At 65.5% G+C, this 25,142-nt stretch carries 22 protein-coding genes; 7 read left to right on the top strand and 15 right to left on the bottom strand.

Annotation, left to right across the window (positions count from 1 at the left end):
• Positions 1–298: 298 nt before the first annotated feature.
• The 3 genes from E2E30_RS06740 to E2E30_RS06730 all read right to left on the bottom strand — a co-directional run bounded on the left by E2E30_RS06740 (position 299) and on the right by E2E30_RS06730 (position 2,341).
• A complete protein-coding gene (locus tag E2E30_RS06740) occupies positions 299–913 on the bottom strand; it encodes a TetR/AcrR family transcriptional regulator (protein ID WP_133188415.1) in 615 nt (204 codons plus the stop codon).
• Between the two features lie 69 nt (positions 914–982).
• The gene (locus E2E30_RS06735) at positions 983–1,447 is read right to left on the bottom strand and encodes a group I truncated hemoglobin (RefSeq protein WP_133188413.1); all 465 of its coding nucleotides are present in this window, start codon (positions 1,445–1,447) and stop codon (positions 983–985) included.
• Between the two features lie 15 nt (positions 1,448–1,462).
• Positions 1,463–2,341: a DUF3034 family protein gene (locus E2E30_RS06730; RefSeq protein ID WP_165954471.1), complete on the bottom strand. Its 879-nt coding sequence runs from the start codon at positions 2,339–2,341 to the stop codon at positions 1,463–1,465.
• A 119-nt stretch (positions 2,342–2,460) separates the two neighbouring features.
• On the opposite strand from E2E30_RS06730, the gene E2E30_RS06725 reads away from it, so the two are divergent.
• Together E2E30_RS06725 and E2E30_RS06720 are read left to right on the top strand one after the other, a co-directional pair.
• Positions 2,461–3,069 (top strand): methylamine utilization protein, encoded by a 609-nt coding sequence (locus E2E30_RS06725; RefSeq protein ID WP_206365652.1) that lies wholly within the window; start codon positions 2,461–2,463, stop codon positions 3,067–3,069.
• A gap of 1 nt (position 3,070) precedes the next feature.
• A complete protein-coding gene (locus E2E30_RS06720; protein ID WP_240699059.1) occupies positions 3,071–5,425 on the top strand; it encodes a putative bifunctional diguanylate cyclase/phosphodiesterase in 2,355 nt (784 codons plus the stop codon).
• Positions 5,426–5,483: 58 nt separating this feature from the next.
• Here E2E30_RS06720 and E2E30_RS06715 read toward each other — a convergent pair whose 3' ends face one another.
• The 8 genes from E2E30_RS06715 to cyoA all read right to left on the bottom strand — a co-directional run bounded on the left by E2E30_RS06715 (position 5,484) and on the right by cyoA (position 13,375).
• Entirely contained in the window at positions 5,484–6,593 is a 1,110-nt protein-coding gene (locus tag E2E30_RS06715; RefSeq protein WP_133188411.1) for an NADH:flavin oxidoreductase/NADH oxidase, read from the bottom strand.
• Positions 6,594–6,668: 75 nt separating this feature from the next.
• Positions 6,669–7,211, bottom strand: a complete 543-nt coding sequence (locus E2E30_RS06710) for a response regulator transcription factor (protein ID WP_133188409.1) — start codon at positions 7,209–7,211, stop codon at positions 6,669–6,671.
• Positions 7,208–8,491: an ATP-binding protein gene (locus E2E30_RS06705; RefSeq protein ID WP_133188407.1), complete on the bottom strand. Its 1,284-nt coding sequence runs from the start codon at positions 8,489–8,491 to the stop codon at positions 7,208–7,210. Before E2E30_RS06705 ends, E2E30_RS06710 begins: the two co-directional genes overlap by 4 nt.
• The gene (locus E2E30_RS06700; protein WP_133188405.1) at positions 8,488–9,183 is read right to left on the bottom strand and encodes an SURF1 family protein; all 696 of its coding nucleotides are present in this window, start codon (positions 9,181–9,183) and stop codon (positions 8,488–8,490) included. The genes E2E30_RS06705 and E2E30_RS06700 overlap by 4 nt, the downstream gene beginning before the upstream one ends.
• Positions 9,180–9,599 carry a cytochrome o ubiquinol oxidase subunit IV gene (gene cyoD / locus E2E30_RS06695; RefSeq protein WP_133188403.1) on the bottom strand — a complete coding sequence of 140 codons (420 nt, stop codon included), beginning with the start codon at positions 9,597–9,599 and terminating at the stop codon, positions 9,180–9,182. Before cyoD ends, E2E30_RS06700 begins: the two co-directional genes overlap by 4 nt.
• Positions 9,596–10,234, bottom strand: a complete 639-nt coding sequence (cyoC, locus tag E2E30_RS06690; protein WP_133188401.1) for a cytochrome o ubiquinol oxidase subunit III — start codon at positions 10,232–10,234, stop codon at positions 9,596–9,598. The genes cyoD and cyoC overlap by 4 nt, the downstream gene beginning before the upstream one ends.
• Positions 10,231–12,249: a cytochrome o ubiquinol oxidase subunit I gene (cyoB, locus tag E2E30_RS06685; RefSeq protein ID WP_133188399.1), complete on the bottom strand. Its 2,019-nt coding sequence runs from the start codon at positions 12,247–12,249 to the stop codon at positions 10,231–10,233. The genes cyoC and cyoB overlap by 4 nt, the downstream gene beginning before the upstream one ends.
• 13 nt (positions 12,250–12,262) lie before the next feature.
• The gene (cyoA, locus tag E2E30_RS06680) at positions 12,263–13,375 is read right to left on the bottom strand and encodes a ubiquinol oxidase subunit II (protein WP_133188397.1); all 1,113 of its coding nucleotides are present in this window, start codon (positions 13,373–13,375) and stop codon (positions 12,263–12,265) included.
• A 122-nt stretch (positions 13,376–13,497) separates the two neighbouring features.
• Here cyoA and E2E30_RS06675 point away from each other — a divergent pair, with 122 nt between their 5' ends.
• Positions 13,498–14,817, top strand: coding sequence for an MFS transporter (locus tag E2E30_RS06675; RefSeq protein ID WP_133188395.1), 1,320 nt, complete (start codon positions 13,498–13,500; stop codon positions 14,815–14,817).
• A gap of 547 nt (positions 14,818–15,364) precedes the next feature.
• On the opposite strand, the gene E2E30_RS06670 is transcribed toward E2E30_RS06675, so the two are convergent.
• The 4 genes from E2E30_RS06670 to E2E30_RS06655 all read right to left on the bottom strand — a co-directional run bounded on the left by E2E30_RS06670 (position 15,365) and on the right by E2E30_RS06655 (position 19,446).
• On the bottom strand, positions 15,365–15,637 hold the full coding sequence (locus E2E30_RS06670) for a DUF1488 family protein (protein WP_010186626.1): 273 nt from the start codon (positions 15,635–15,637) through the stop codon (positions 15,365–15,367).
• A gap of 85 nt (positions 15,638–15,722) precedes the next feature.
• A complete protein-coding gene (locus E2E30_RS06665; protein WP_133188393.1) occupies positions 15,723–16,766 on the bottom strand; it encodes a rod shape-determining protein in 1,044 nt (347 codons plus the stop codon).
• A 163-nt stretch (positions 16,767–16,929) separates the two neighbouring features.
• The gene (locus tag E2E30_RS06660; protein ID WP_133188391.1) at positions 16,930–18,183 is read right to left on the bottom strand and encodes an MFS transporter; all 1,254 of its coding nucleotides are present in this window, start codon (positions 18,181–18,183) and stop codon (positions 16,930–16,932) included.
• A 60-nt stretch (positions 18,184–18,243) separates the two neighbouring features.
• Positions 18,244–19,446 (bottom strand): MFS transporter, encoded by a 1,203-nt coding sequence (locus E2E30_RS06655; RefSeq protein WP_133188389.1) that lies wholly within the window; start codon positions 19,444–19,446, stop codon positions 18,244–18,246.
• Positions 19,447–19,643: 197 nt separating this feature from the next.
• Here E2E30_RS06655 and E2E30_RS06650 point away from each other — a divergent pair, with 197 nt between their 5' ends.
• The 4 genes from E2E30_RS06650 (at position 19,644) to E2E30_RS06635 (ending at position 25,141) form a co-directional block, all read left to right on the top strand.
• Positions 19,644–20,201, top strand: a complete 558-nt coding sequence (locus E2E30_RS06650) for a DNA-3-methyladenine glycosylase (protein WP_133188387.1) — start codon at positions 19,644–19,646, stop codon at positions 20,199–20,201.
• A 96-nt stretch (positions 20,202–20,297) separates the two neighbouring features.
• Positions 20,298–20,855, top strand: a complete 558-nt coding sequence (locus E2E30_RS06645) for a biliverdin-producing heme oxygenase (protein ID WP_133188385.1) — start codon at positions 20,298–20,300, stop codon at positions 20,853–20,855.
• Entirely contained in the window at positions 20,848–23,421 is a 2,574-nt protein-coding gene (locus E2E30_RS06640) for an HWE histidine kinase domain-containing protein (RefSeq protein WP_133188383.1), read from the top strand. Before E2E30_RS06645 ends, E2E30_RS06640 begins: the two co-directional genes overlap by 8 nt.
• Positions 23,422–23,794: 373 nt before the next feature.
• Positions 23,795–25,141 (top strand): carbohydrate porin, encoded by a 1,347-nt coding sequence (locus E2E30_RS06635; RefSeq protein ID WP_133188381.1) that lies wholly within the window; start codon positions 23,795–23,797, stop codon positions 25,139–25,141.
• The last annotated feature ends 1 nt before the right edge of the window (position 25,142 follow it).

Genomic DNA, 25,142 nt, shown 5'->3' with positions numbered 1-25,142 from the left:
CAGACGAGCAGCACCCTACGCAGACGAGGCTTCGTCTGCGGTAGCCGCGCGATGGGCGTGAGAAATCATGCCAGGAAGCACATGCTTCCTGCTGATCAAGCTTTGGAAAGTGTAGAAAAGGCCCGCGGCATTACCGACGGACCCTTCAGTCAGGTGATCGTGTTGGTCATGGGCACAGACCCTTTTGCCGCTACCGGTTCCGCGTTAGGATCCAGCTTCAATACCGTTCGGTATATAAAGCGCCAAAGGAGTGCGTCAACGGCATTCTGTACCGGTCCGAATATTTATCGACAAGTTTTTATTGGGTCGGCCAAACCGCCATGCTGGTCTCGACGAGTTGCGAAAGCTCAGCGCAGGTCGCGCCCGATCCGCCTTGCAGCGCGAGGCCTTGCAGGATCGCGAAAAGGAAGCGGGTCAGCGCCTCGGGCGTCATACCTTCGGGGAATTCGCCCGCGGCCTGTGCCTCGGCGAAGCGCTTGACCAGCGCTGCCTCGGAAGAGGCGCGCCGCTTGACGACCTCGGCCTTGATCGGTTCGGCCTCGGCGCCGCAGGTCGCGGCGCTGATCACCCCGAGGCAACCCTTGGGATCGCACGTGCTCATCTGCATTTCGAGCGATCCGCGCAGCAAGCGTTCGGCGACACCCCGCGCCGTCGGTGCTTCGAGCGCCGACGTCATATAGGCCAGTTTTTCGCGCTCGTAGAGGTCGAGCGCCTTGTGGAACAGCTGCTCCTTATTGCCGAACGCAGCGTACAGGCTTGGCTTGGTGATGCCCATCGCACTGGTCAGCTCGGTCATCGACGCGGCCTCATAGCCGTTGCGCCAGAACACCAGCAAAGCCTGGCCCAGTGCCTCGTCAATGTCGAACTCACGCGGCCTGCCTTTCGGCGCCGAGGGGGAGCAAACGCTATTCATACCGGTCGGTATATAGGCATTCTGCCCGCGACGTCCAGACCTGTCACACGTGCGGACGCGTCAGCGAACCTAGCGTTCAACCGCATCGCGCTTGATCGGCGCGAGCTTGGCGAGAAAGCGATTCTGCGCGGCGAAGGGCACGCCTTCCTTGCGCATCGCCGCCTGGAGATCCTCGACGAGGGCACCGACGTCGGCGGTCTGCAGTCCGAGATTCTTGTGGCCTTCGCGCATCGTGCGTCCACTATAACCGCAGCCGCCGTTGAGGATGTAACAGAATTGCTCCTTGAGCAGCCGCCGCAACCGCACCTCGTCCTGGCCTTTGAGGATATCGGCGATCCGCGGGTCGATCTTGATGCGGGTGACGAGATCGTCGGCGATCCGGTCCACGCCTGCGCGCCCGTGGAACGCGACGAGCATCGCGCTGCCCTTGAACGGCGTCGCTCCGGCATTGGCGTTGCTGTGCGGATAGGGATCGACGGGATCCTCGCCAAACGGCGTGGTCTGAAGCGCGAGCGCGAGAGCAAGAAGTACCATGGGAACGCGCCTATCTCAAAAGCTCGCCTGGAGCGAAAGGAATGCGCCGCGCTGGCGCTTGAAGGTCGCGATACTGCCGAGATCGGCATAGGCGGCAGTCACCGTCAGATGGCGCTCGAATTGCCACGCCGCAAACGCATCCACCGCTTTGCGCTCGCGCGCGAAACCGAGATTGTCGGGCTTGGTGCGAATCTCGGCGCCAAGCAGCAGGCGGCGCGAGACGAGCAGACCAGCAGACCCTTCGAATTCGGCGTGATAGGCATCGCTCCTATCGCCGCCAAAACCGAGCAGCCCGAACTGATTGGCCTTGGTGAAGCGAACCGTCGCGCCGAGAACGAGACTGCGCGCGAGCACGACCTTGCTCGCCGACAACAGGAAATCGGTGCCCTGCGCGTGCTTGCCGCCGACCGCCGCGACGATCGCGCTCTTGGCGGTGCGGTGATACTGCACGCCGATCGAGATTTGCGGCAGCACGCGGTCTTGGTCATAAACCGCATCGCCGATCACGCGCAGTTTTGCACCGAACACGTCCTGGCCAAACGTGAAGTTGCGCCCGAGCCCGAGCGTCGCGCCCGCTTGGCGCGTGTCGAAGCTCTGGTGCGCGTAGGAAAATTCAACGCGATTGTGCAGGCCGATCGCGCCGCCGACGCTCTTGAGGTCGAAATCGGGCAGCGCGACGATGGTCGCATGCGCGCTACCGCCGATGCCGGCGTCGGTCTCATTGCCGGCGATCAGCGCCCAGGTCGCCAGTCCGCCGCCGGCCGAGCCCTCGACGGTCGAGACACCGCTCGTCAGCAGCAATTTGCCGCCCTGGCGCAATTCGCCGGCGAAGGCGGGAGGCGCGCACAGCAAGGCGAGCACGCAAACGACCAGAGCCTGAAAGTGTCGAAACATGAAACGCCCACCCGCGCCGACTGAAGTGCAGGCGCGGACTGTTGCCTAGGGAAAGACCCTTAGGGTTCCGTAAATACGTATTTTACGTTTTCGCCACCTTTCCGGCTTAGCCGGGTGTGATGTTAATCCATGTTATGCGATTCACCGGAGCGGCCGCGGCGCTCGCCTGTGCGTTTCCGGCCTTCGCCGCGACCGTTTCGGTCGACGTGATCGGCGCCGATGGCAAACCGCTCGCTGGCGCGGTGGTGATCGTCGATACGCCCCGCAAATCGGCTGGCGCGATGAAGCCGGGCGGTCCGTACGAGATGGCGCAGCAGAATATCGCGTTCGTCCCGCACGTGCTGATCGTGCCGGTCGGGGCGACGGTCAGCTTTCCCAATCGCGACAAGGTGCGCCACCACGTCTATTCCTTCTCGAAAGCGCGCAAGTTCGACTTGAAGCTGTACGGCAAGGATGAGACTCGCTCTGTCGTCTTCGACAAGCCCGGAGTCGTCGCCCTCGGCTGTAACATCCACGATGCGATGAACGGGTCGATCATCGTCGTCGAAACGCCTTATGCGGTGCAATCGGACGCGAAGGGGCACGCGACGATCGCGGACGTCCCGGTTGGGGGCGCGACGATCCGCGTATGGCATCCATCAATCCGCGCGCCCGACAATATGCTGTCTCAATCGGCCACGGTGACTGCGACCGGGTACACCACCACCTACACCATTCGCGGGCGCTGAGATGACCGTACGGGCCCTGCCACGGTGGCGCTTCCGGCATCTGCGCACGCGGCTCGCGGTGCAATATGGCGTGCTGTTCGCAGCCAGCCTGCTCGTTGTCGCAATCGTCGGGCAGCTCGTGATCTGGGGCCAGGCCCGCGACGCGGTCCGCGCCGAGTTGCGGACGAGCGGCAGCGTCTACGATCGTATTTGGGCGATGCGCGCGCACGCGCTTATGGACAGCGCGTCGGTGTTGACGCGCGATTTCGGCTTCCGCTCGGCGGTCGCGAGCGGCGATCGGCCGACGATCGAGTCTGCTCTCGCGTCGTTGCGCACGCGCGCCGACGTGCCGCAGGCATTCTTCGTAGATCTTCAGGGGCAAGTTTTCGGTACTGGCTCGGGTGACGTTCGGCGTGCGATCGCGAGCGTGCCGACCACCCTCGCGCGCGGCCGGACCGAGGCGGTCATCGCCACGCGAACCGGCGCATTCCGGCTCATCGTCGCACCGGTCCTCGCCCCGAATGAAATCGGTTGGGTCACGTTCGCGCTTCCGCTCGATCGCGCCGAGATGGCGGCGTTGCAGCATCTGTCCGCTATCCCGCTCGCCGCGACGATCCTGACACGCGATGCGAAGGGATCGTGGCACGGCGTATCGAGCGACGTTGCCGGGTCGCGGGCGCTCGACGCATTCGTCGCGACCGCAATCGGCGGACGCAGCGAGCCGGCGTTTCTGGCCCTGCGCGATGGCGATGCGCTGGCGCTCGCCAAGCCGTTGCTCGGGCCGGCGGGCAAGCCGAGCGCGGTCCTGTTGCTGAGCTATCCCTGGGCAGCGGCGATGGCGGCGTATCGCACGATGGAGGTCGGTATCGCGCTCGCCGGCGTGATGGGGCTGCTGCTCGTCCTGCTCGGCAGCCGCCGCTTGGCGAACGGAATCGCCCGTCCGATCGCAGCGCTCGATGCGGCCGCGCGCGCGCTCGAGGAAGGCACGCGCACCGAACTGCTGGTCGAGAGCGACGACGAGGTCGGGCGGCTCGCGCAGAGCTTCAACCGGATGTCGGCGGGTATCGTCGAGCGGGAGCATCGCATCACGCATCTCGCGTTCCACGACACGCTGACCAGCCTGCCAAACCGCACCTATTTCTGCCAGCAGCTCGAGTCCGAATTGCAGCGTTCGCTCAAACGCGGACAGCGCACGACCTTGCTGTGCCTCGATCTCGACGGGTTCAAGGGGATCAACGATTCGCTCGGCCATCCGATCGGCGACGCTTTGCTCCGCCAGATGGGCGACATCCTCTCGCGTATCGCCAGCGATGCAGTCGTCGCGCGGCTTGGCGGCGACGAGTTCGCGATCATCCTCGCCGATCATGACGATGTCGATCGCCCGCGCGCTTTGGCGCAGGCGATCCTCGATGAGATGCGCAGCCCGTTGCTCGTCGATGGGCATCAAATCGCTACCGGGGCCAGCATCGGCATCGCGATCAGCCCGAACGACGGCGCCGACAGCGACGCGTTGCTCAAGAATGCCGACCTCGCACTGTATCGTGCCAAGCAGGACGGGCGCGGGGTCTTTCGCTTCTTCGAGCCCGCGCTCGATGCCGCAGCGCGCAAGCGGCGTGCGCTCGAGCTCGACTTGCGCGAAGCGATCCAGAGTGGCCAGTTCCGGCTCAACTTCCAGCCGATCTTCGATCTCAAGCGCGATCGGATCGGCGGTTTCGAGGCGTTGTTGCGCTGGGAGCATCCGACGCGCGGCAACGTCCCGCCGATCGAGTTCATTTCGGTTGCCGAGGAGACCGGCCTGATCATCGCGATCGGCGATTGGGTGATGCAGGAGGCGTGTCGTCAAGCGACCGCCTGGCCGGCGCATGTCCGCGTCGCGGTCAATGTCTCGCCGCTGCAATTTCGCAATTCGGGCTTCCCGAACGTCATCTTCCAGGCGTTGAGCCATAGCGGGCTCTCCCCCGACCGGCTCGAGATCGAGATCACCGAGTCGGTGTTTCTCGATGGCGAGACGACCGTCGTCACGCTGCTCCACAAATTGCGCGCGATGGGTGTGCGGATCGCGCTCGACGATTTCGGGACCGGCTATTCGTCGCTCAGCTATCTGCGCAGCTTCCCGTTCGACAAGATCAAGATCGACAAGAGTTTCGTCGACGCGGTCGCCGAGGACCGCAGCGCGGCGGCGATCGTCCGCGCGATCGTCGACCTGGCGACCGCGCTCCACATGGAGACGACCGCCGAGGGTGTCGAGGACCGCGACCAGTTGAGCGAGCTGCGCGGGCAGGGGTGCAGCAGCATTCAGGGGTATCTGTTCAGCCGCCCGATCGAAGGCAATATGGTCGCGGCGATGATTGGCAGCGCGATGAGCGCGGCGGCGTAAGGGCCAGCCGCCACGTTCGATTAAAGGTCGGGGGCAGGCCGGCGACGCCTGCGCCCGATCACTGCGGCAGGTCGAACAAGCGGCTGTGCTGGCGCGGCTGCGAGCGCAGATATTGGTTTGGCGCAGCGACACGCGCGCCGAGATGCGCCGCGGCATGCCACGGCCAGCGCGGATCGTAGAGGATCGTCCGCGCCAGCGCGATCATGTCGGCATCGCCGGTTCCGATGATCGCCTCGGCCTGTTCGAACTCGGTGATGAGACCGACCGCGACGACGGGGATCGTCACCGCCTGCTTGACCGCACGCGCGAGCGGGACCTGATAGTTGGGGCCGACCGGGATCGCCTGGCGCGGATCGAGCCCACCGCTCGAGACGTGGATCGCCGCGCACCCGCGCGCCTCGAGCGCCTGCGCGAAGGCGATCGTGCCATCCACGTCCCAACCGCCCTCGACCCAATCGGTACCAGAGACGCGCATCGTGACGGGCTTGTCGGCGGGGAAGGCCGCCCGCACCGCATCGAACACTTCGAGCGGAAAGCGCAGCCGGTTCTCGAGGCTGCCACCATAGTCGTCATCGCGGTGGTTCGACAGCGGCGAGAGGAATTGGTGGAGCAGATAGCCGTGCGCGGCGTGGAGCTGGACCAAATCGATCCCGAGCCGCGCCGCGCGCGTGGCGGATGCGGCAAAGGCATCGCGAATCCGGGCAAGGCCGTCACGATCGAGTGCGAGCGGGGGGTTCTCGCCCTCCGCGAAGGCGGCGGCCGACGGCGCTTCGGTCTGCCAGCCATTCGGCGCCGATGGCGCGATCTGCTTGCCGCCGTGCCACGGCAGGTCGGTCGATGCCTTGCGGCCGGCATGCGACAGCTGAATCGCGATCGGCATGTCGGAATGCCGCCGGATGCTGGCGATGACGCCCGCAAGCGCGGCCTCGGTCGCGTCGTTCCACAGCCCGACATCGCCATAGCTGATCCGCCCCTCGGGCAGCACCGCGCTGGCCTCGATCGTCAGCAGGCCAGCGCCCGAGAGCGCCAGCTGGCCGAGATGGATCAGGTGCCAATCGGTCATCGCACCATCGACCGCGGAATATTGGCACATCGGGGCGATCACGATGCGATTGCGCAGCGCGAGACCGCCGATGGCGATCGGCTCGAACAGTTTTGGGCCTGGCATGAAACACTCCGGGTAAGACGATCGCTGCAACGCACGGATGCGCGTTTGGCCGCACGCCGCCCACAACGGGCAAGGTTATTTGACGGTCTGCTTCTCGAGCTTCCGCGCGAGGGTGCGGCGGTGCATTCCGAGCTGGCGCGCCGTCTCGGAGATGTTGAAATCGTTCGCCGCGAGCGTCTGGTGGATATGTTCCCACTCGAGCGTCTTGATCGAGGTCGGGCGGTTGGTCAGCGGCGTGTCGACATTGCCCGCCGCCGCGCCGTCGGTCTGGCCGAACGCCGCCTCGATATCGTCGGTGTTCGACGGCTTGGCGAGATAGTTGGTCGCGCCGAGCTTGATCGCCTCGACCGCGGTCGCGATGCTCGCATAGCCCGTCAGCACGACGATCCGCGTCGTCGCATCATGCGCGTGGATCGCCTGGACGCACGCCAGCCCAGAGGTCGCGCCGAGCTTGAGATCGACCACCGCGAAATCGGGGGTGCGCTCGGCAAGCGCGGTCGTCACGGCTCCCTGGTCGGCAGCGACCTCGACCTCATACCCGCGGCGCTCGAACGAGCGGCGCAGCGTGCGGGCGAACGCGCCATCGTCCTCGACGATCAACAGATGCTTCTCGCTCATACGCCATCCCACTCCAGTGCCGAGAGCGGCAAGGTCAACGTGACGACCGCGCCGCCACTCGGGCGATTGCGCGCTTCGACCGACCCGCCGAGCTTGCGCATTGCGTTGACGACGAGGAACAGGCCCAGCCCGCTGCCGAGCCGGTCGCGCGTCGAGTGATACGGCTTGCCGATATTGGCGAGCATCTCGGGCGCGAAGCCCGGGCCGGTATCGCTCACCGCGAACAGCAGCGACGGCCCGTCGCGGGCGACCTCGAGCGTGATCGGCTGGCCCGACGCTTCCTTGGCATTGTCGAGCAAATTCCAGATCATCTGCTTGACCGCGGTATCGGCGACGATCGCACGATCGTTGCCGAAGCGGTTGCGGAAGACGATCGCGTCGTCCGAATTCTGCACGCGCCATTCGGCGACCACTTCGTCGCAGAAGCGATGGACGCTGGTGATCGTCGGATGCTCGCCGCGCGCTTCCCCCGCCGCCATCAGGATGCCGGTGACGATCGTCTTGCAGCGGGTCAGCGCGACCCGCATGTCCTCGATTTCCTCGGCGAGCCCCGGCTGTGCACGCAACGCGGGGGAATGCCCCCAATCGTTGACGATCACCGAGAGCGAGGCGAGCGGCGTCCCGAGTTCATGCGCCGCGCCGGTCGCGAGCAGGCCCATCCGGACGATATGATCCTCCTCGGCAGCCTGCTGGCGCATCGTCGCGAGCCGCGCGTCGCGCATCCGCAGGTTTCGGTTGATCCGCGTGACGAAGCCGACGATCAGCACCGCGATCAGCACGAAGCAGATCAGCGAACCGAGCACATACAGATCGCTCCAGTCGTAGGAGAAGCGCTGCGGCAAGAGCAGCGGCATATGCACCTCGGCGAGCAAGGCGAAGGCGGCGATCGTCACCGCGACCAGCGCCCAACTCGACCACGCCTCGAGCAGGATCGCGCCGAGCACGATTTGGACGAGATACAGCGCGATGAACGGGTTGGTTGCGCCGCCGCTTTGATAGAGCAGGGCGGTGAGCGCGCCGACGTCGAGCAACAGGCTGGCGAAGAGTTCGCCATTCGAGATCGCGACGCGGCGCGGCAGTTGCGTGATGCTGACGACGTTGAGCAGGACCAGCCCGCCGACGACCAGTAGCATCGGCGCCAGCGGCAGCGTCAGACCCATGAGGAATTGCGCAACCAGGATCGTCGCGAACTGGCCACCGACCGCGAGCCAGCGCAAATTGATCAATTGCCGCAGATTGTCGCGCCCGGTCGTATCGAGCGGCGGGAGCGGGGCGCTCATGCAGCGTCGCGCCGCTGGCTGCGCACGAGCATCGCTGCGGCACCGGCAACCATCACCGCGAGCGCGAACCAGGTGAGCGCGTAGACGAGATGGTTGTTCGAAAAGCGGATGACGGTCAGCCCGCCGACCGGCACGCGTCCCGGCGGTCCTGCTTCGGCATCGATGAAATAGGGCGCAACCGGACCAAGTCGCCGCGCAGCCGCAATCGCTGCCACGTCGCGCGAATACCAGCGGTTTGCCGCTGGGTCGTTGCTGCGCAAGAAGCCGCCGCCGGGCTCGCTCGGGCGCAGCAGCCCGCCAACGCTCGCAGCGCCGCCCGGCGGCGTCCGGCGATCCGCGACGAAGCCGCGGTTGATGAGAATGGTGAAGCCGCGATCGGAGACGAGCGGGGTCATCGCCCAGAAACCGGGACCGCGTTCGGTCACCGCCTGAACGAACACCGTCGCGTCATCGCGGTAGCGACCGGCGACGCGGACATGACGATAGCCGTCCTGCGTCGCGCTGATCGTGGCCCAACGTTCGGGGCCGGGTGCGGGGATTGGGGCGGCGTGGACGCGCTGTTCGACCGATGCGATCAGCGCGAGTTTCCAACTGAGCCGCTGGATCTGCCAGATACCGAGCCCGATCAGCCCGGCACACAAAACCCCCGCGACGACCAGCAGCGCAGCCATCGTCGCGGGGGACCGTCTCATTGCTGGCTCATCGTCTCGGACGACATGGCGGGGCTCATCGGCATCATGTTGGCGTTCATGTGATACATCACCCAGATCGATCCCGACAGCGTTATGACGATGACGATCAGCGTGAACAGGAGCGCGATGAACGACCAGCCACCCTCGTTGCTCGTCTTCATGTGCAGGAAGTAGATCATGTGGACGAACACCTGGATCAGCGCGGAGCCGAGCACCAGGATCGCGGTCCACGTGTGATCGAGTGCCCCGGTCATGACCAGCGCGAACGGGATCGCCGTCAGGATGACCGAGAGTATGAAGCCGATGACGTAATCGCGCATCGAGCCGTGCGGCATGTCGTCGCCATGCGCGTCATGGTAGCCGCCGGCGCCGGCGTCGTATTCGGGCGCGTGAGCGCTGTGCGTATCGGCGCTCATCCGAGCACTCCCATGAGATAGACGATGGTGAAGACGCCGATCCAGATGACGTCGAGGAAGTGCCAGAACATGCTGAGGCATTGCAGGCGCCGGCGATTGGCCTGGCCAAGGCCGTGCGTCCCGATCTGGATGACGAGCGTGGTCAGCCAGATCAAGCCGCAGGTGACGTGAAAGCCGTGCGTGCCGACCAGCGTGAAGAAGGCCGAGAGGAACGCGCTGCGCGACGGGCCATTGCCCTCCGCGATCAAGTTGCTGAACTCGTACATCTCGACGCCGAGGAAGGTCAGGCCGAACAGGCCGGTGACGACCAGCCAGAACTGCACCTGGCGAACGCTGCCCTTCTCCATCGTCAACATGGCGATGCCGTACGTCAGCGACGAGAACAGCAGCATCGCGGTGTTGAACGCGACCAGCGGGAGTTCGAACAGCTCCTTCGGGCCCTTGCCGCCGCCATAGCCGTGCCCAAGCACCCCGTAGCAAGCGAACAGCACCGCAAAGATGAGGCAATCGCTCATCAGGTACATCCAGAAGCCCAGCATCGTGCTGCCGCCCTCGGGATGATCGTGCTCGTCGAAGTCGAAGAACACCGGCTTCCCGCCGCCGGTGATCTGTTCGTGGGTCAGTTCGGTGCTCATGCCACAACCTTCTGCGCTGCGAGGAGGCGCGTGCGCTCGTCTTCGGTGCGGATCACGTCCTCCACGGGGATGTGGAAATCGCGCTTGTAGTTGAACGAATGCCAGATCGAGACGCCGAGCATCGCTACCAGCGAAGCAATCGCCAGCCACCAGATGTACCAGATCATCGCAAAGCCGAAGCCAACGCTGATCAGGCCGATGATGACGCCGGCGGCGGCGTTCTTGGGCATGTGGATCGCCTTGAAGCCTGCCGTCGGACGCTCGAAGCCGCGCGTCTTCATGTCCCAGAACGCATCATTGTCATAGACGATCGGGGTGAACGCGAAGTTGTAGTCTGGCGGCGGCGACGAGGTCGACCATTCGAGCGTACGGCCATCCCACGGATCGCCGGTCAGGTCGCGCAGCCGCTCGGTGTTGCGATCGCGGATGCTGACGAAGAACTGGATCGCCATGCAGCCGATGCCACCCGCAATCATTGCCGCGCCGATCGCCGCGACGATGAAGTAGGGCTGGTACGAGGCATCGTCGAAGTGGCTCAAGCGACGCGTCACGCCCATCAGGCCGAGCACGTAGAGCGGTGCGAAGGCGGTCCAGAAACCGACGACCCACAACCAGAACGAGCGCTTGCCCCATACCCGGTCGAGCTTGAAGCCGAATGCCTTGGGCCACCAGAAGTTGATGCCCGCGAACATGCCGAACAGCGTACCGCCGATGATGACGTTGTGGAAATGCGCCACCAGGAACAGCGAGTTGTGCAACACGAAGTCGGCTGGCGGCACGGCGAGCAGGACGCCGGTCATCCCGCCGATCGTGAAGGTCAGCATGAAGGCGACCGTCCACATCATCGGCAGCTCATAGCGGATGCGGCCGTGGTACATCGTGAACAGCCAGTTGAAGATCTTCGCGCCCGTCGGGATCGAGATGATCATCGTGGTGATCGCGAAGAACGAGTTGACGCTCGCGCCCGAACCCATCGTGAAGAAGTGGTGGAGCCAGACGAGGTAGGCGAGGATCGTGATGACGATCGTCGCATAGACCATCGACGTGTAGCCGAAGAGGCGCTTCTGCGAGAAGGTCGCGACGACCTCGGAATAGATGCCGAACGCCGGCAGAATGAGGATGTAGACCTCCGGGTGGCCCCAGATCCAGATGAGGTTGACGTACATCATCGGGTTGCCGCCGAGGCCGTTGGTGAAGAACTGCATCCCGAGCAGACGGTCGAGCGACAGGATCGCGAGCACTGCAGTCAGCACCGGGAAGGCGGCGACGATCAGCGTGTTGGTGCAAAGCGCAGTCCACACGAAGATCGGCATCTTGAATAGCGTCATGCCGGGCGCGCGCATCTTGACGATGGTCGCGAGCAGATTGACGCCCGAGAGCAACGTGCCGAGACCGGCGATCTGCAGCCCCCAGATGTAGTAGTCGACCCCGACGTCCGGGCTCGCCTCCATCCCCGAGAGCGGCGGCATCGCGAGCCAGCCGGTGCGCGCGTAGTTGCCGACGAACAGCGAGATCATCGTGATGATCGCGCCCGACGCGGTCAGCCAGAAGCTGAAATTGTTGAGATACGGGAACGACACGTCGCGCGCGCCGATCTGCAGCGGGACGACGAAGTTCATCAGCCCGACGACCAGCGGCATCGCCACGAAGAAGATCATGATCACACCGTGCGCGGTGAAGATCTGGTTATAGTGGTCGGGCGGAAGGTACCCGGCGTTGTCGCCGAACGCCATCGCCTGCTGCGCGCGCATCATGAGGGCGTCGGAGAAGCCGCGCAGGAACATGACCAGCGCGAGGATGACATACATGATGCCGATCTTCTTGTGGTCCACCGAGGTGAACCAGTCGCGCCACAGCCAGCCCCACGCCTTGAAGTAGGTGATGATCGCGAGCAGCGCGAGGCCGCCGACCGTGACGCCGCCAAAGGCGAGCAGCACGGGCAATTCGTGAAGGGGCAACGCATCGAGCGTCAGACGCCCGAGAAGCGGGCTGACCACTGGGTGTACATCTCTCATGGGGGGCATCATGTCAGAAGGTCCTCCGGTCGCCGGGCATCGGCAGACCTGCGCCGGCAAGGCGCGCTGTGCTTTGGGCGGAATTCTTGGCGGTGATCTTGGTTGCTTCTACCACTTCGGGTTTCCCCGAACCGGGCATCGGCATCGCCGACATCTTCATCGCGTCGTCGTTCTTGGCGTGGCCTTCGGCATGCGCGCCACTGTGCGGTCCCGCATCGGCGCGCATCATCGCGTCCATGCAGACTTGCCCAGGCTTGGTGCAATTGTTGGCGGCAGCGTTGAACAGGCCGGGCGCGACGCCCGAATAGAAGGTCGGCGCATGGTTCATGCTCGGTTTGGCGACCTTGAGATAGGTCGCGCGGTCGAGCATGGCGCCGCTCGCACGGACTCGGGCGACCCAGGCGTCGAAATCGCTCTGCGATCCTGCAAGGAAGCGGAACTTCATATACGAGAAGCCGTCGCCGCTGAAGTTGGACGAGAAACCCGCATAGTTGCCGGGCTTGTTGGCAACTGCATGGAGCTTCGTCGTCATGCTCGGCATCGCGTAGATCATGCCGGCAAGGTCGGGAATGTAGAACGCGTTCATCACGTCGGCCGAGGTCAGGTCGAACTCGATCGGCTGATCGATCGGCGCGGCCAGCTGGTTGACCGTGGCGATCCCGTAATCGGGATAGATGAACAGCCATTTCCAATCGAGTGCGATGACTTGCACGCGGATCGGCTTGGCGTTGAGCGCCACCTGGCGTGTCGCGTCGATCCGGCCGATCGGACGATATGGATCGAGCAGATGCGTGCTGGTCCAGGTTACTGCGCCAAGGCAGATGATGATCAACAGCGGCACCGCCCAGATGACCAGTTCGAGCGCAGTCGAATGATGCCACTCGGGGCTGTACGGTGCATCGGTATTGGCCTGGCGATACCGCCACGCAAAGAAGGCGATCAGCGCCATAACGGGCACGATAATGATCAACATCAACAATGTAGCGATGACCACCAGGTCACCCTGCTGCTGTGCAACATCTCCCGCGGGCGACAGCACGACGGTGCTGCACCCTCCGAGCAAGGCGGGCGCTAGCAGCGCGAGGCCCGCGATTGCGGGGCGAAGGGGCGAGGGAGATCGGATCATGTCGCGGAGCTAAGCCTCAATGGCGGCGGCTCCCATTGGACATTTTGTCCAATCCTCGCTGCGCTGCAGCACGCGTAGAAGAACGCCATAAACGGCGATCATGGCCGGGAGTTCGAACACCGATGCAAGCCACCCACACCCCGACGTCGCGCGCGATCGAGGCCGATGCCAGCCGGATCAACCAGGAGCATGTCTCCTCGGGCGAGATCGCGATCGGCGTGGTGATCGGGCGCACGTCCGAGTTCTTCGATTTCTTCGTCTATGCGATCGCCTCGGTGCTCGTCTTCCCGACGATGATCTTCCCCTATGTCGACCGTCTTACCGGCACGCTGTATTCGTTCGGCCTGTTCGCACTCGCCTTCGTCGCCCGGCCGATCGGATCGATGATCTTCCTCGCGATCGACCATCTATATGGTCGCGGCACCAAGCTGACGATTGCGCTGTTCCTGCTCGGCGGATCGACCGTCGCGGTCGGCTTCCTGCCAGGCCATGCCGAGATCGGCGTCTATGCCGCGTTCGTCCTCGGTTTCCTGCGGATCTGTCAGGGGCTGGCGCTCGGCGGGAGCTGGGATGGCCTGTCGTCGCTGCTGGCGCTCAATGCACCGCAAGACAAACGCGGCTGGTATGCGATGATTCCGCAGCTCGGCGCGCCGCTCGGCCTGATGGTCGCGGCGGGGCTGTTCGCATATTTCACCGCGACGCTGTCGTCGGTCGATTTCCTCGACTGGGGCTGGCGCTATCCGTTCTTCGTCGCCTTCGCGATCAACGTCGTCGCGCTCTTCGCCCGGCTGCGCATCGTCAGCACGTCGGATTATCAGGACATGTTCACCAGCCGCGATCTGATCCCGGCGCCGGTGCTCGAGACGGTCCGCAAGCAGGGGCGGACGATCGCACTCGGCGCGTTCGCACCGCTCGCGAGCTTTGCCTTGTTCCACATGGTCACCGTGTTTCCGCTGTCGTGGGTCTTCCTCTATACCAAGAGCAATCCCGAGCGCTTCCTGGCGATCGAAGTGGTCGGCGCAGCGATCGGCGTCGTCGCGATCGTGGCGTCGGGGTATCTCGCGGATCGTATCGGGCGCCGCACCTTGCTGGGGGCGTCGGCGGCGGCGATCGCCGTATTCTCGGGCTTCGCGCCGCAGTTGCTGGCCGCAGGCGAGCTTGGCGAAGTGATCTTCATGGTGCTCGGCTTTGCCTTGCTCGGCATTTCGTTCGGCCAGTCGTCGGGCGTCGTCGCTTCGGAATTCACGGGCGAATCGCGCTATACCGGCGCTGCGCTGACGTCGGACATCGCATGGCTGGTCGGTGCCGGCTTCGCGCCGCTGGTCGCGCTGTTCCTGTCGTCGCACTTTGGCCTGGTCGCAGGCGGCGCGTATCTGTTGTCGGGGTCGCTGGCGACCTTGCTCGCGCTGTGGCTCAACAAGGAGCTGGCGAGCCGCACCTGATCGGCACGTCGCGACATTCTACTTCGATCTTCGAGACGCTCCCTCGGCCTATGCCGGGGGAGCTTTTTTATGCGATCAGCGCGCGCCAACCGCGCCGGCCTTGGTACGGGGAGCGGGAGGGGGGCTCTAAGAATCGCGTTACACGACGCGGGTCCTGTCGATTTGGGTAGGGCGTGCTGGGATCAGCATGGTCCCGCGCTTGGCGGGTGCCGTGGCGACGGTCTTGTCGCGGCCGTAGAGGATCGACGCCTGAGTTTTCACCGGGATGTCGATCTCGTCATGGGCGGTGAAGCGCGGATGGTCGAGACCGATCGTCAGCGCCCAGCGTTACGCGGTCCATCGCGCAGGATCGGGCAACGTACCCTTTGGGCGTCGCTACGTCGGGCGTGGTAGGTGCGGGCCTTATCCCGCCACACGGAGAGCGAGCAGCCAGGCAAGAGCAAGCGGGCACCATACGGAACACCTCACGACGGTTTTCGTGGCCTATCCACGTGAGACCCGCCTCGCGAGGCGCCATGCCGGGACGTTCCCGGCATGGCTACAACGGCTATTCGAGATCGTTTTCGCTGATCACGATCATCGCCTGGTCGCTGTTGCGCGCGAGCGCGACGAGACCGGCTTCGGCGATCGAATCCTCGAAGCGATTGAACTGCTCGATGGCGTCGTCCTCGGGTGCGTCGCCGCTCAGCGCTTCGAGCACGGCATATTGCACCGCGAACTGATATTCCTCGCCATCGACTTCGCCCATGAATTCGACGACGCGCTCGTCATCGTTGTCGAGCAGGCTCGAGTGCAGAATATCCATCTTGTCGGCGGCCATGCAGAATGCTCCAGATCGTGTGAGGGCGCGATGTGCCCGTGCGCTTGACCAAGCGCAAGTACGCGGTGGAGGTTCCCTCGCAGGTTCAGCTTTCGCTGAGCACGCCGCTGAACACCGCATCCTCGAGCGCGCGGCCGGCCCCCGTGACGACGCACGTCAGCGCGTTTTCCGAAACGACGACGGGCAAGCCGGTCGCATCGGCGAGGACAGTGTCGAGCTCGCGCAGCAGCGATCCGCCGCCGGTCATCACGATGCCGTGGTCGACGATGTCGGCGGCAAGCTCGGGCTGCGTCTGCTCGAGCGCGTTCATCACCGCCTCGACGATCTGCGCGACGAGCTCGCCGAGCGCCTCGGCGACTTCGGCCTGGTTGATCTCGATCTCGGTCGGAATCCCGCCGACCAACCCGCGCCCGCGGACGTTCATCGTGAGGCCCACGCCGTTCTCGGGCTTGCGCGCCATGCCGATCGTCATCTTGACGCGCTCGGCGGTCGCCTCGCCGATCATGAGGTTGTATTTGCGGCGGATATACGACGCGATCGCATCGTCCATCTTGTCGCCGCCGACGCGCACCGACGTGCTGTAGGCAAGCCCGCGCAGCGACAGGATCGCGACCTCGGTCGTGCCGCCGCCGATATCGACCACCATGCTGCCGATCGGCTCGGTAACGGGCATGCCGGCGCCGATCGCGGCGGCGAGCGGTTCTTCGATCAGCAGGACGTTCGCCGCGCCGGCATTGGTTGCGGCCTGGCGGATCGCGCGACGTTCGACCTGCGTCGAGCTCGACGGCACGCAGATCACGACCTTGTGGCGTCGCGGCATCCGGCTCGCACCGCCGAGCGCCTTGTCCATGAAATGCTTGATCATCTGTTCGGCGACATCGATGTCGGCGATCACGCCGTCGCGCATCGGGCGGATCGTGCGGATCTCCTCAGGGGTCTTGCCCATCATCAGCTTGGCGTCGGTGCCGACCGCCCGCAGCTTGGTCACGCCATCGATCGTCTCGAGCGCTACGACCGAGGGTTCGTCGAGCACGATCCCTTTGTCGCGGAGATAGACCAGGGTGTTCACCGTGCCGAGGTCGATCGCCATGTCGTTGGAAGAGAAAGTGAAGAGCCGCGCCGGCCACATAAGAGGTCTCGATGATAAGGTCGTGGTCTGGCCGCCGTGAAAGGCTCCCGGCGCAGGCTTTGGCGACTCCGTGGGTGCCGCTGGCCCAGCGGTCAAGCGCGCTTCCGACCCGCCGATCGTTTCGCGCGGCAAGTTGCGCGCCAAGGCCGCGCGTCCGGCCCGCTCAATGCGCCGGTTTGAGCAGCGCCAGGCCGCCAAGGCTCAGCAAGGCTGCGCCAATGAGATAGATGCCGACCAGGTTCAGTCCGCCTGCTTCGGCGAGTTTCTGCGCCGCGATCGGGGCGAGTGCGCCGCCGAGGATCCCGCCGAGATTGAAGGCGATCGACACGCCGGTATAGCGCACCCCCGCGTCGAACAGCGACGGGAGCCAGCCGCCGAGCGGGCCGTAAGCGAAGCCCATCGCGAACAGCGACAGCGCGAGCCACGTGAACACGATCCACAAGGACGTCGCACCGAGCATCGGCCCCATCAGCAGTCCCGACACTGCGCACCCCAGAAACCCCCAGCGCAGCATCGGTCGCGCCCCGGTCCGGTCGGCGAGCGTGCACGAGACGATGACACCGAGCGCGAGGAACAGGATCGCGCCGATCTCGATCCCGAGAAACGCCTGGCGGCTGTGACCGAGCGTCGTCGTGCCATAGCTCAGCGCGAAGGCGGTGGTCAGGTAGAAGAGGGCGAAACAGGCGATCACCGCGCCAGTCCCGGCGAGCGTTGCGCGCAGATGGTGGCGGAAGAGCTCGGCGATCGGCACCGGCGGCAGCGCATCGTGCGCCGCGGCCTCGCGAAATGCCGGCGTTTCGGTGAGCTTGAGCCGCACCCACAGCCCCAGCACGACGAGCACTGCGCTGGCGAGGAACGGAAGGCGCCAGCCCCAAGCGGTGAACTGCGCGGGCGTCAGCGCCGCGCCGAGCAGCAGGAAGAAGCCGTTCGCCGCGATGAAGCCGATCGGCGCACCGAGCGGCGGGAACATGCCCCAGCGATTTTCGTGACCCTTCGGCGCATTCTCGACCGCGAGCAGCGAGGCGCCGCCCCATTCGCCGCCGAGCCCGAGCCCTTGCCCAAAGCGCAGGATGCACAGCAGCAGCGGCGCGATCCAGCCGATCTGTGCATAGGTCGGCAGGAAGGCGATCGCGACGGTCGATCCGCCCATCAGCATCAGCGAGGCAACCAGCGTCGATTTGCGACCGAGCCGATCGCCGAAATGTCCGAACAGCGCGGCCCCAAGCGGGCGCGCGAGGAAGGCGAGGCCAAAGCTCGCATAGGATGCGATCATCTGGACGCCGGGGTCGCTCGCCGGGAAGAAGAGCGGCCCGAATACGAGCGCGGCCGCGGTCGCATAGACGTAGAAGTCGTAAAACTCGACCGAGGTGCCGATCAGGCTGGCGAGAAGGATGCGGCGGGTCGAGGCGGTGGACATGGCTCCTCTTACGCACGCCGGCGGCGCTTGTCGAAATCGCTCGGCGCCGATCTCGGCCGACTAAACGGCGCGTCGACCGCTCGCTTCAAGCAGCACCGAGGCGCACCACACCGCGAACCCACCGAGCGCGAGCGCGCATCCGACCCAGCCGGTCGAGGTCCAGCCCAAGCCGGCCGCGATCGCCATTCCGCCGAGCCATGGCCCGAGGGCATTGGCGACGTTGAAGGCCGAATGGTTGAGCGCCGCCGCGAGTGTCTGCGCGTCGCCCGCGACATCCATCAGCCGCGTCTGCAGCACCGTCCCGAGCGCGCCGCCGAGCCCGATCGCAAAGACATCGAGCGTCACCGCGAGGAAATTGTGCGCGGCAACCGTGTAGAGCGCGAGGACGAGCGCCATGAACAGCAGCAAAACGCCGCCCGTCCGCATCAGCCGCTTGTCGGCGAAGCGCGGTACGACGAGGTTGCCGATCGTCATCCCGATCCCGAACGACGCGAGGACGACCGGGACAAGCGCCGGCGAGATGCGCGTCACTTGGGTCAGCGTCGCGGTGAGATAGGTATAGACCGCGAACAGCCCGCCAAAGCCGATCGCGCCGATCGCGAGCGTCAGCCACACCTGCGGTCGGCGGAGCGCGCCGAGTTCGCGCAACGGGCTCGCGTCTTTTTGCGGGCGGTCCTGCGGGACGATCGCGACCGCGAGGCCTGCGGTGATCAACGCAAGCACCGCGACGATCGCGAAGCCATAGCGCCAGCCGAATGCCTGCCCGAGCCATGTCGCGGCGGGCACGCCGACGATCGTCGCGACGGTCAGCCCGAGCATGACCCGGCCGACGGCTTGAGTCCGTCGCTCGTCTGGCACGAGCGACGCCGCGACGAGCGACGCGACGCCGAAATAGGCACCGTGCGGTAAACCGCTGAGAAAGCGGACGAGCAACAGCATGGTGTACGATTGCGCGAGCGCCGACAGCGCATTGGCGACCGCGAAGACCGTCATCAGCGCGATCAGCAGCGTGCGGCGCGGGACCTTGGCCGACAGGATCGCGATCAGCGGCGCCCCGACGACGACACCGAGCGCATAGGCGCTGATCACGTGTCCGGCGCTCGGCTCGTCGATGTGCAGGTCGCGCGCGAAATAGGGAAGCAAGCTCATCGTCGCGAATTCGGTCGTGCCGATCGCAAAACCGCCGACCGCGAGCGCGGCGTGGACGAGGCCGACGTGCGGCGCAGCGCCGGTGCGCGCGGACGTCGAGGAAGAGGCAGGCATGACAGGCTCCAGGGTCCGTCACCGAACAGCGGCGACGGGCGATTCGGCAGCCTCTCCGTAGCGTGCGGGGGTTGATCCGCGCGTCGCGTGCCATACAAGCCGGGGGCCGTGATGCCACCACAAACTTGCCCGCTTCCGCCACCGACGGTCATCGATCGATGCGATCGCGGCGTGCGCGTCGGTGAGGGGAAGCTGCTGTGACACTCGCCGCCGGGTTCTTCGCGCGCGACGCGGTGAGCGTTGCGCGCGGCCTGATCGGCGCCGAGCTGCAAGTCGGTGGCGCGGGCGGCCGGATCGTCGAGACCGAGGCGTATGACGCGGGCGATCCAGCCTCGCACAGTTTCGGCGGAATGACGCCGCGCAATGCCGTGATGTTCGGCCCCGTCGGGCGAGCCTATGTCTATCGCATCTACGGATTGCATTGGTGCCTGAACTTCGTTTGCGCGGCTGAGCAGCCGGGGAGTGCCGTGCTGATCCGCGCGATCGAACCGTTATACGGTCGTGACGTCATGCAGGCGCGTCGCGGCGACGTCGCCGACCGACTGCTCTGCAGCGGGCCGGGGCGGCTGGCACAGGCGCTCGGGATCGATGCGGAGCTGAACGGAGCGCCGCTCGATGGTCCGCCATTTGCGATCGCGTTGCCCGCGACCGTCCCCAGCATCGTCGAGGGGGTGCGGATCGGAATCAGCAAGGGCGCGACAACGCCGTGGCGCTTCTGTCTCGCGGGGTCGCGCTATCTGAGCAAACCCGTGTGATCGCGCGCTCGCACCATCGCGCACGGCCGGCGTTTGCTGATCCAGCCTATGATAGCGCGCGGTTACATTTGCGTCGAACCGAACTACTATGACGCGATGACGCATCAAATCACCGCGCGAGGCGCATTGCGGGCGGCAACGCACGAGCAGCACGACCGGGTCGATCGCCTATACTCGCAGATCCGGCTCGATGACCGCGACGATTATGGCGCATTTCTCGGGGCGCAGGCGGCTGCTCACATCCCCGTCGAGCAAGCCCTTGTCGAAGCGGGTGTGGGCGCGATCGTCCCGGATTGGGATATCCGCCAGCGCGGCGATCTGGTGCGAGCCGATCTCGCGGTGCTCGGTCTGCCCGTGCCCGACCCCGCCGGACCGATCGTCTTTTCGGATGAAGCGGCGGTGCTTGGTGGCCTCTATGTGCTCGAGGGGTCGCGGCTGGGCGGGACGATGCTCAGGCGATTGGTCCCCGCCGACTTCCCGACGCGCTTTCTTGGCGGCGTCGATTCGGCCGCGTGGCGCAGCTTGCTCCAGATGCTCGACGTGCGGCTCGATACTGGTTTAAAACGCTCCCTCGCGGTCGCCGCGGCGCGTAACGTGTTTGCGTTGTTTGAAACCAGCGGACAACGAATTGTGGAGACCGGGCACCTTGGCTGACGACTTCCGATCGGTCGATCTGACGAACTGTGATCGCGAACCGATCCACATCCTGGGGGCGATTCAGCCGATTGGGTTCCTGCTGGCGCTGACCGCCGACTGGCTTGTCGCGCGCACGTCGGCGAATATCGCCGACTATATCGGCCATACTCCGGAAGATCTGATCGGGCTGCCGCTTGCCGAAATCTTCTCTGCCTCGGTCATCCACGACCTGCGCAACCGTGCCGCGGTCCTGCGGGGCGCCGATGCGGTCGAGCGAGTGTTCGACCTCGTGCTCGTTCCCGGCGGCACTGCGTTCGATGTCGCGATCCATTATTCGGGAGGCCAGGTCGTTATCGAGGCCGAGCCGGCATCGGGGGAATATGGCGATGCGAGTAGCCTTGTACGCTCGATGATCTCGCGGCTCGACCAATGCGCCGACATGGAGAGCTTCTTCCGCGAAGGCGCACGCCAGGTCCGCGCGCTGATCGGCTTCGACCGGGTGATGGTCTATCGCTTCAACGCCGACGATTCGGGCGAGGTCGTGGCCGAGGCGGTCAAGGCCGGGATCGGCAAATTCCTCGGGCTGCGTTATCCGGCAAGCGACATCCCGGTCCAGGCGCGCGCACTCTACAAGCGCAATTTGCTGCGCGTTATCGCCGATGTCGACCATCAGACGGTTCCGATCGTGCCGGCCCGCGACACGCAGGGCCAGCCGCTCGACCTGTCGCTCTCGGTGCTGCGCGCGGTGTCGCCGATCCATATCGAATACCTCAAGAACATGGGCGTCCAGGCGTCGCTGTCGATCTCGATCCTGGTCGACGGGAAGCTCTGGGGGCTGTTCGCGTGCCACCATTATGCGCCGCGTTGCCCGACCTTCGAGCGGCGTTCGGTCAGCGAATTGTTCGCGCAGATGTTCGCGATGCGGCTCGAAAGCCGCGAGCGCCAGGCGACGGTCGAATTCGAGCGCGGGGCGCGCGAGATCGCCGACCAGTTGCTCGGCGCGGTTGCCTCCGACGATACGCTGTTGAGGGATCCAGACTGGCTCGGCGATATCCTGACCAACGCTATCGCAGCAGACGGTGTCGGCGTGTGGATCGGTGGCAACCATGCGTTTTCCGGGGTGACGCCGTCGGTCGAGGAATTCCAGCGGATCGTTCGCGCCCTCAACAGCACGGCTGCGGGGAAGGTTTTTGCGACCGATCATATTGCCTCGATCCTGCCGGGTGCCGAGGCGTTCGTCTCGCAATCCGCCGGCTTGCTGGCGATCCCGATCTCGCGTGCGCCGCGCGACTATGTCGTGCTGTTCCGCTCGGAACTCGTGCGATCGGTGCGCTGGGCCGGCAACCCGGACAAGCCGGTCGAATATGGCGTCAATGGGCCACGCCTGTCGCCGCGCGAGAGTTTTGCCGAGTGGAAGGAGCTCGTCCAGGGGCGTTCGCAGCCCTTTACACCGTCCGAGGTGCGCGTTGCCGAGACGCTGCGCGCGACGTTGATCGAAGTCGTGCTGCGCATGGCCGACGAAGCCTCGACCGAGCGGCAGCACGCCAGCGCGCGGCAGGAGTTGCTGATCGCGGAGCTCAACCACCGCGTGCGCAACGTGCTCGGCGTGATCCGGGGGCTGATCCGCCAGTCGCAGCCGACCGAGAATGTCGTCCAGGATTTCGTCAAGGTGGTCGACGGGCGGATCCACGCGCTGGCGCGCGCGCACAACCAGATTACCGATGACCATTGGGGCCCGGCGCCGATGCAGGCGCTGATCGACGCCGAGGCCGCGGCCTTTCTCGCCGATGGCGACAAGATCATTTCGGACGGCGCGCCGGTGCTGCTCAATCCCCAGGCCTATTCGACGATGGCGTTGGTGCTGCACGAACTCGTCACCAACTCGACCAAATATGGCAGCCTCTCCGTGCCCGAAGGTCGTGTCGCGATCAGCTGGGAGCGCGACGCGGCGCAGGACCTGCACTTTACCTGGCGTGAAACCGGCGGCCCGACCGTCGCCAAGCCGACGCGCAAAGGATTCGGGACGACGATCATCCATCGCTCGGTGCCATACGACATCGGCGGGACGGCAGAGGTTGACTATCGTCCCGAGGGGGTCGAGGCGCGCTTCCGCATTCCCGCGCGACACGTGTCGGAAGCGCCGCCCGGTCTTGCGCCGCCGGTTCGGTATGCAGGGCCCGCGCCGGGGCTGCCCGCGGTGGTGCCCGATCGCATGCTGAAGGGGCGCGACGTCCTCTTGGTCGAGGACAGCTTGATCATCGCGCTCGATGCCGAGGACATCGTAACGCGGCTCGGCGCCGAGACCGTTACGACCGCGGCCACGGTCGACGGTGCGCTCGATGCGATCGAGCAGAATCGGCCCGCGATTGCGATGCTCGACATCCACCTTGGCGATCGCAACAGCTTTGCAATCGCCGATCGCCTCCAGGTGCTTGGCGTACCCTTCCTGTTCGCGACGGGATATGGCGAACAGGCCAAGTTGCCGGCCAACCATCGCGACCGCATGGTCGTGCAAAAGCCGTACACGCTCGAGAATGTCGCGCGGGCGATGGCCGAGATGCTGGGGCCGGTGGCGGCCGATTGAGCCTCGGCACGGCATCGTACCGCACTGCCGCACAAACACTGTGCGAGGGCACGGCAAGCTGCTAGGCGCCGCGCGATATCGCAATCGCCCGTCCGATTCGGTACGACTTTGATGCCTCTATTCCACAGGATCCCAATGCCCCGATCTAGCCCCTTGTCCGGCGACGGCGACAGTAGAAGCCTCGGCTTCTGCGCTGCCGATTGCCGGAATCCTGGGCCCGGCCGGGTCGTCATGGGCGGTATCATGCCGGCCTGAGGCGATATCCGGCGGGCTCGACCACGAGACCCAAGGATTTCGCTGATGACCATGTTTCGCGCCCAAGTGCGCACCATATCCCCCCGTGCGCGTCGCTGACGCGCTGTTTCGGTCGCGCATGCCCAAAGGCGTCGCGGTCCCGTATTTTCCGATCGCGGCACTTGGCAGCGTGCTGCTACTTACTACCAGTCCCGTCGCGGCGCAGACCAGCGGCGCGCGGACGGGCGATCCGCAGACCTTTGCGCTGCACGGCCAGGCGACGTTCGTCGTCCAGGGGGTAGGGGGCTTCGCCTCGCCTTACTCTGGCCCCAACAGCCTGACGCCGCGCCAGGTACAGGAAACTGCCGACGTCACCGCTTATCTCGGCGTGGCGCCTTGGCAGGGGGCGGAGGTTTGGGCCAACCCCGAGATCGATCAGGGCTTCGGCTTGTCGAACACGCTCGGCGCGGCGGGTTTTCCGAGTGCGGAAGCCTACAAGGTCGGCAAGTCCGCACCCTATTTCCGCCTACAGCGCGTGCTCTTCCGCCAGACGATCGCTCTCGGCAGCGAGCGCGAGGCCGTGCTGGCGTCGTCCAACCAGCTGGGCGGAGCGCGGCCGATCGATCGGCTGGTTCTCACCGTCGGCAAGATCGGCGTCGGCGACGTGTTCGATACGAACCGCTACGCGCACGACCCGCGCGCCGACTTCCTCAACTGGTCGGTGGTCGATGCGGGCAGCTTCGATTACGCCGCTGACGCCTGGGGCTATTCGACCGGGGCGGCGCTGGAGGCCTATCGCGGGCCTTGGACCATCCGCGTCGGTGCGTTCAACCTGTCGCGCGTGCCCAATGGCGAAACGCTCGAGCGCGGTTTCGGTCAATATCAGCTCGATGGCGAGGTCGAGCATCGTCACAGCTTCGGCAAGCGCGCGGGCACCGTCCGGCTCGGCGTGTTCCGCAATCGCGGGCAGTTCGGGCGGTTCGACGACGCGCTGGCGCTCGGCGCGGCAAGCGCTGCCCCGGCCGATACGGCGCTGGTGCGTGGTCGGCGGACGCGGGTGGGCGCCTATGCCAATGCCGAGCAGGAGCTGTCGGACACGCTCGGGATTTTCGGCCGTCTCGGCTGGTCGGATGGCGGCATCGAGCCGTACGACTTCACCGATATCGATCGCACTGCGCAAGTCGGCGCGGTGCTGGCGGGCAAGGGCTGGGGGCGGTCGACCGACCGGGTCGGGCTCGCGCTCGTCGTCAACGGCATCTCGGCCGAGCATCAGCGCTATCTCGCGGCGGGCGGGATCGGCGTGCTCGTCGGCGATGCGCGGCTGCCCGATGCGGGGAGCGAGCAGATCGCCGAGCTCTATTACGACGTGCATGTCCTCCCGGGCATCGATGCGACGCTCGACGCGCAGCACATCGCCAATCCCGGCTACAATCGCGATCGCGGCCCAGCGAACATCGCCGCGTTGCGCCTGCATGGAGCGTTCTGAC

Origin of the sequence: Sphingomonas sp. AAP5 (assembly GCF_004354345.1) — a bacterium.
GTDB classification, from domain to species: Bacteria; Pseudomonadota; Alphaproteobacteria; order Sphingomonadales; family Sphingomonadaceae; genus Sphingomonas; species Sphingomonas glacialis.
The sequence above is the reverse complement of the archived record's forward strand: the minus strand, read 5'-3'. Positions and strand labels throughout refer to the sequence as shown.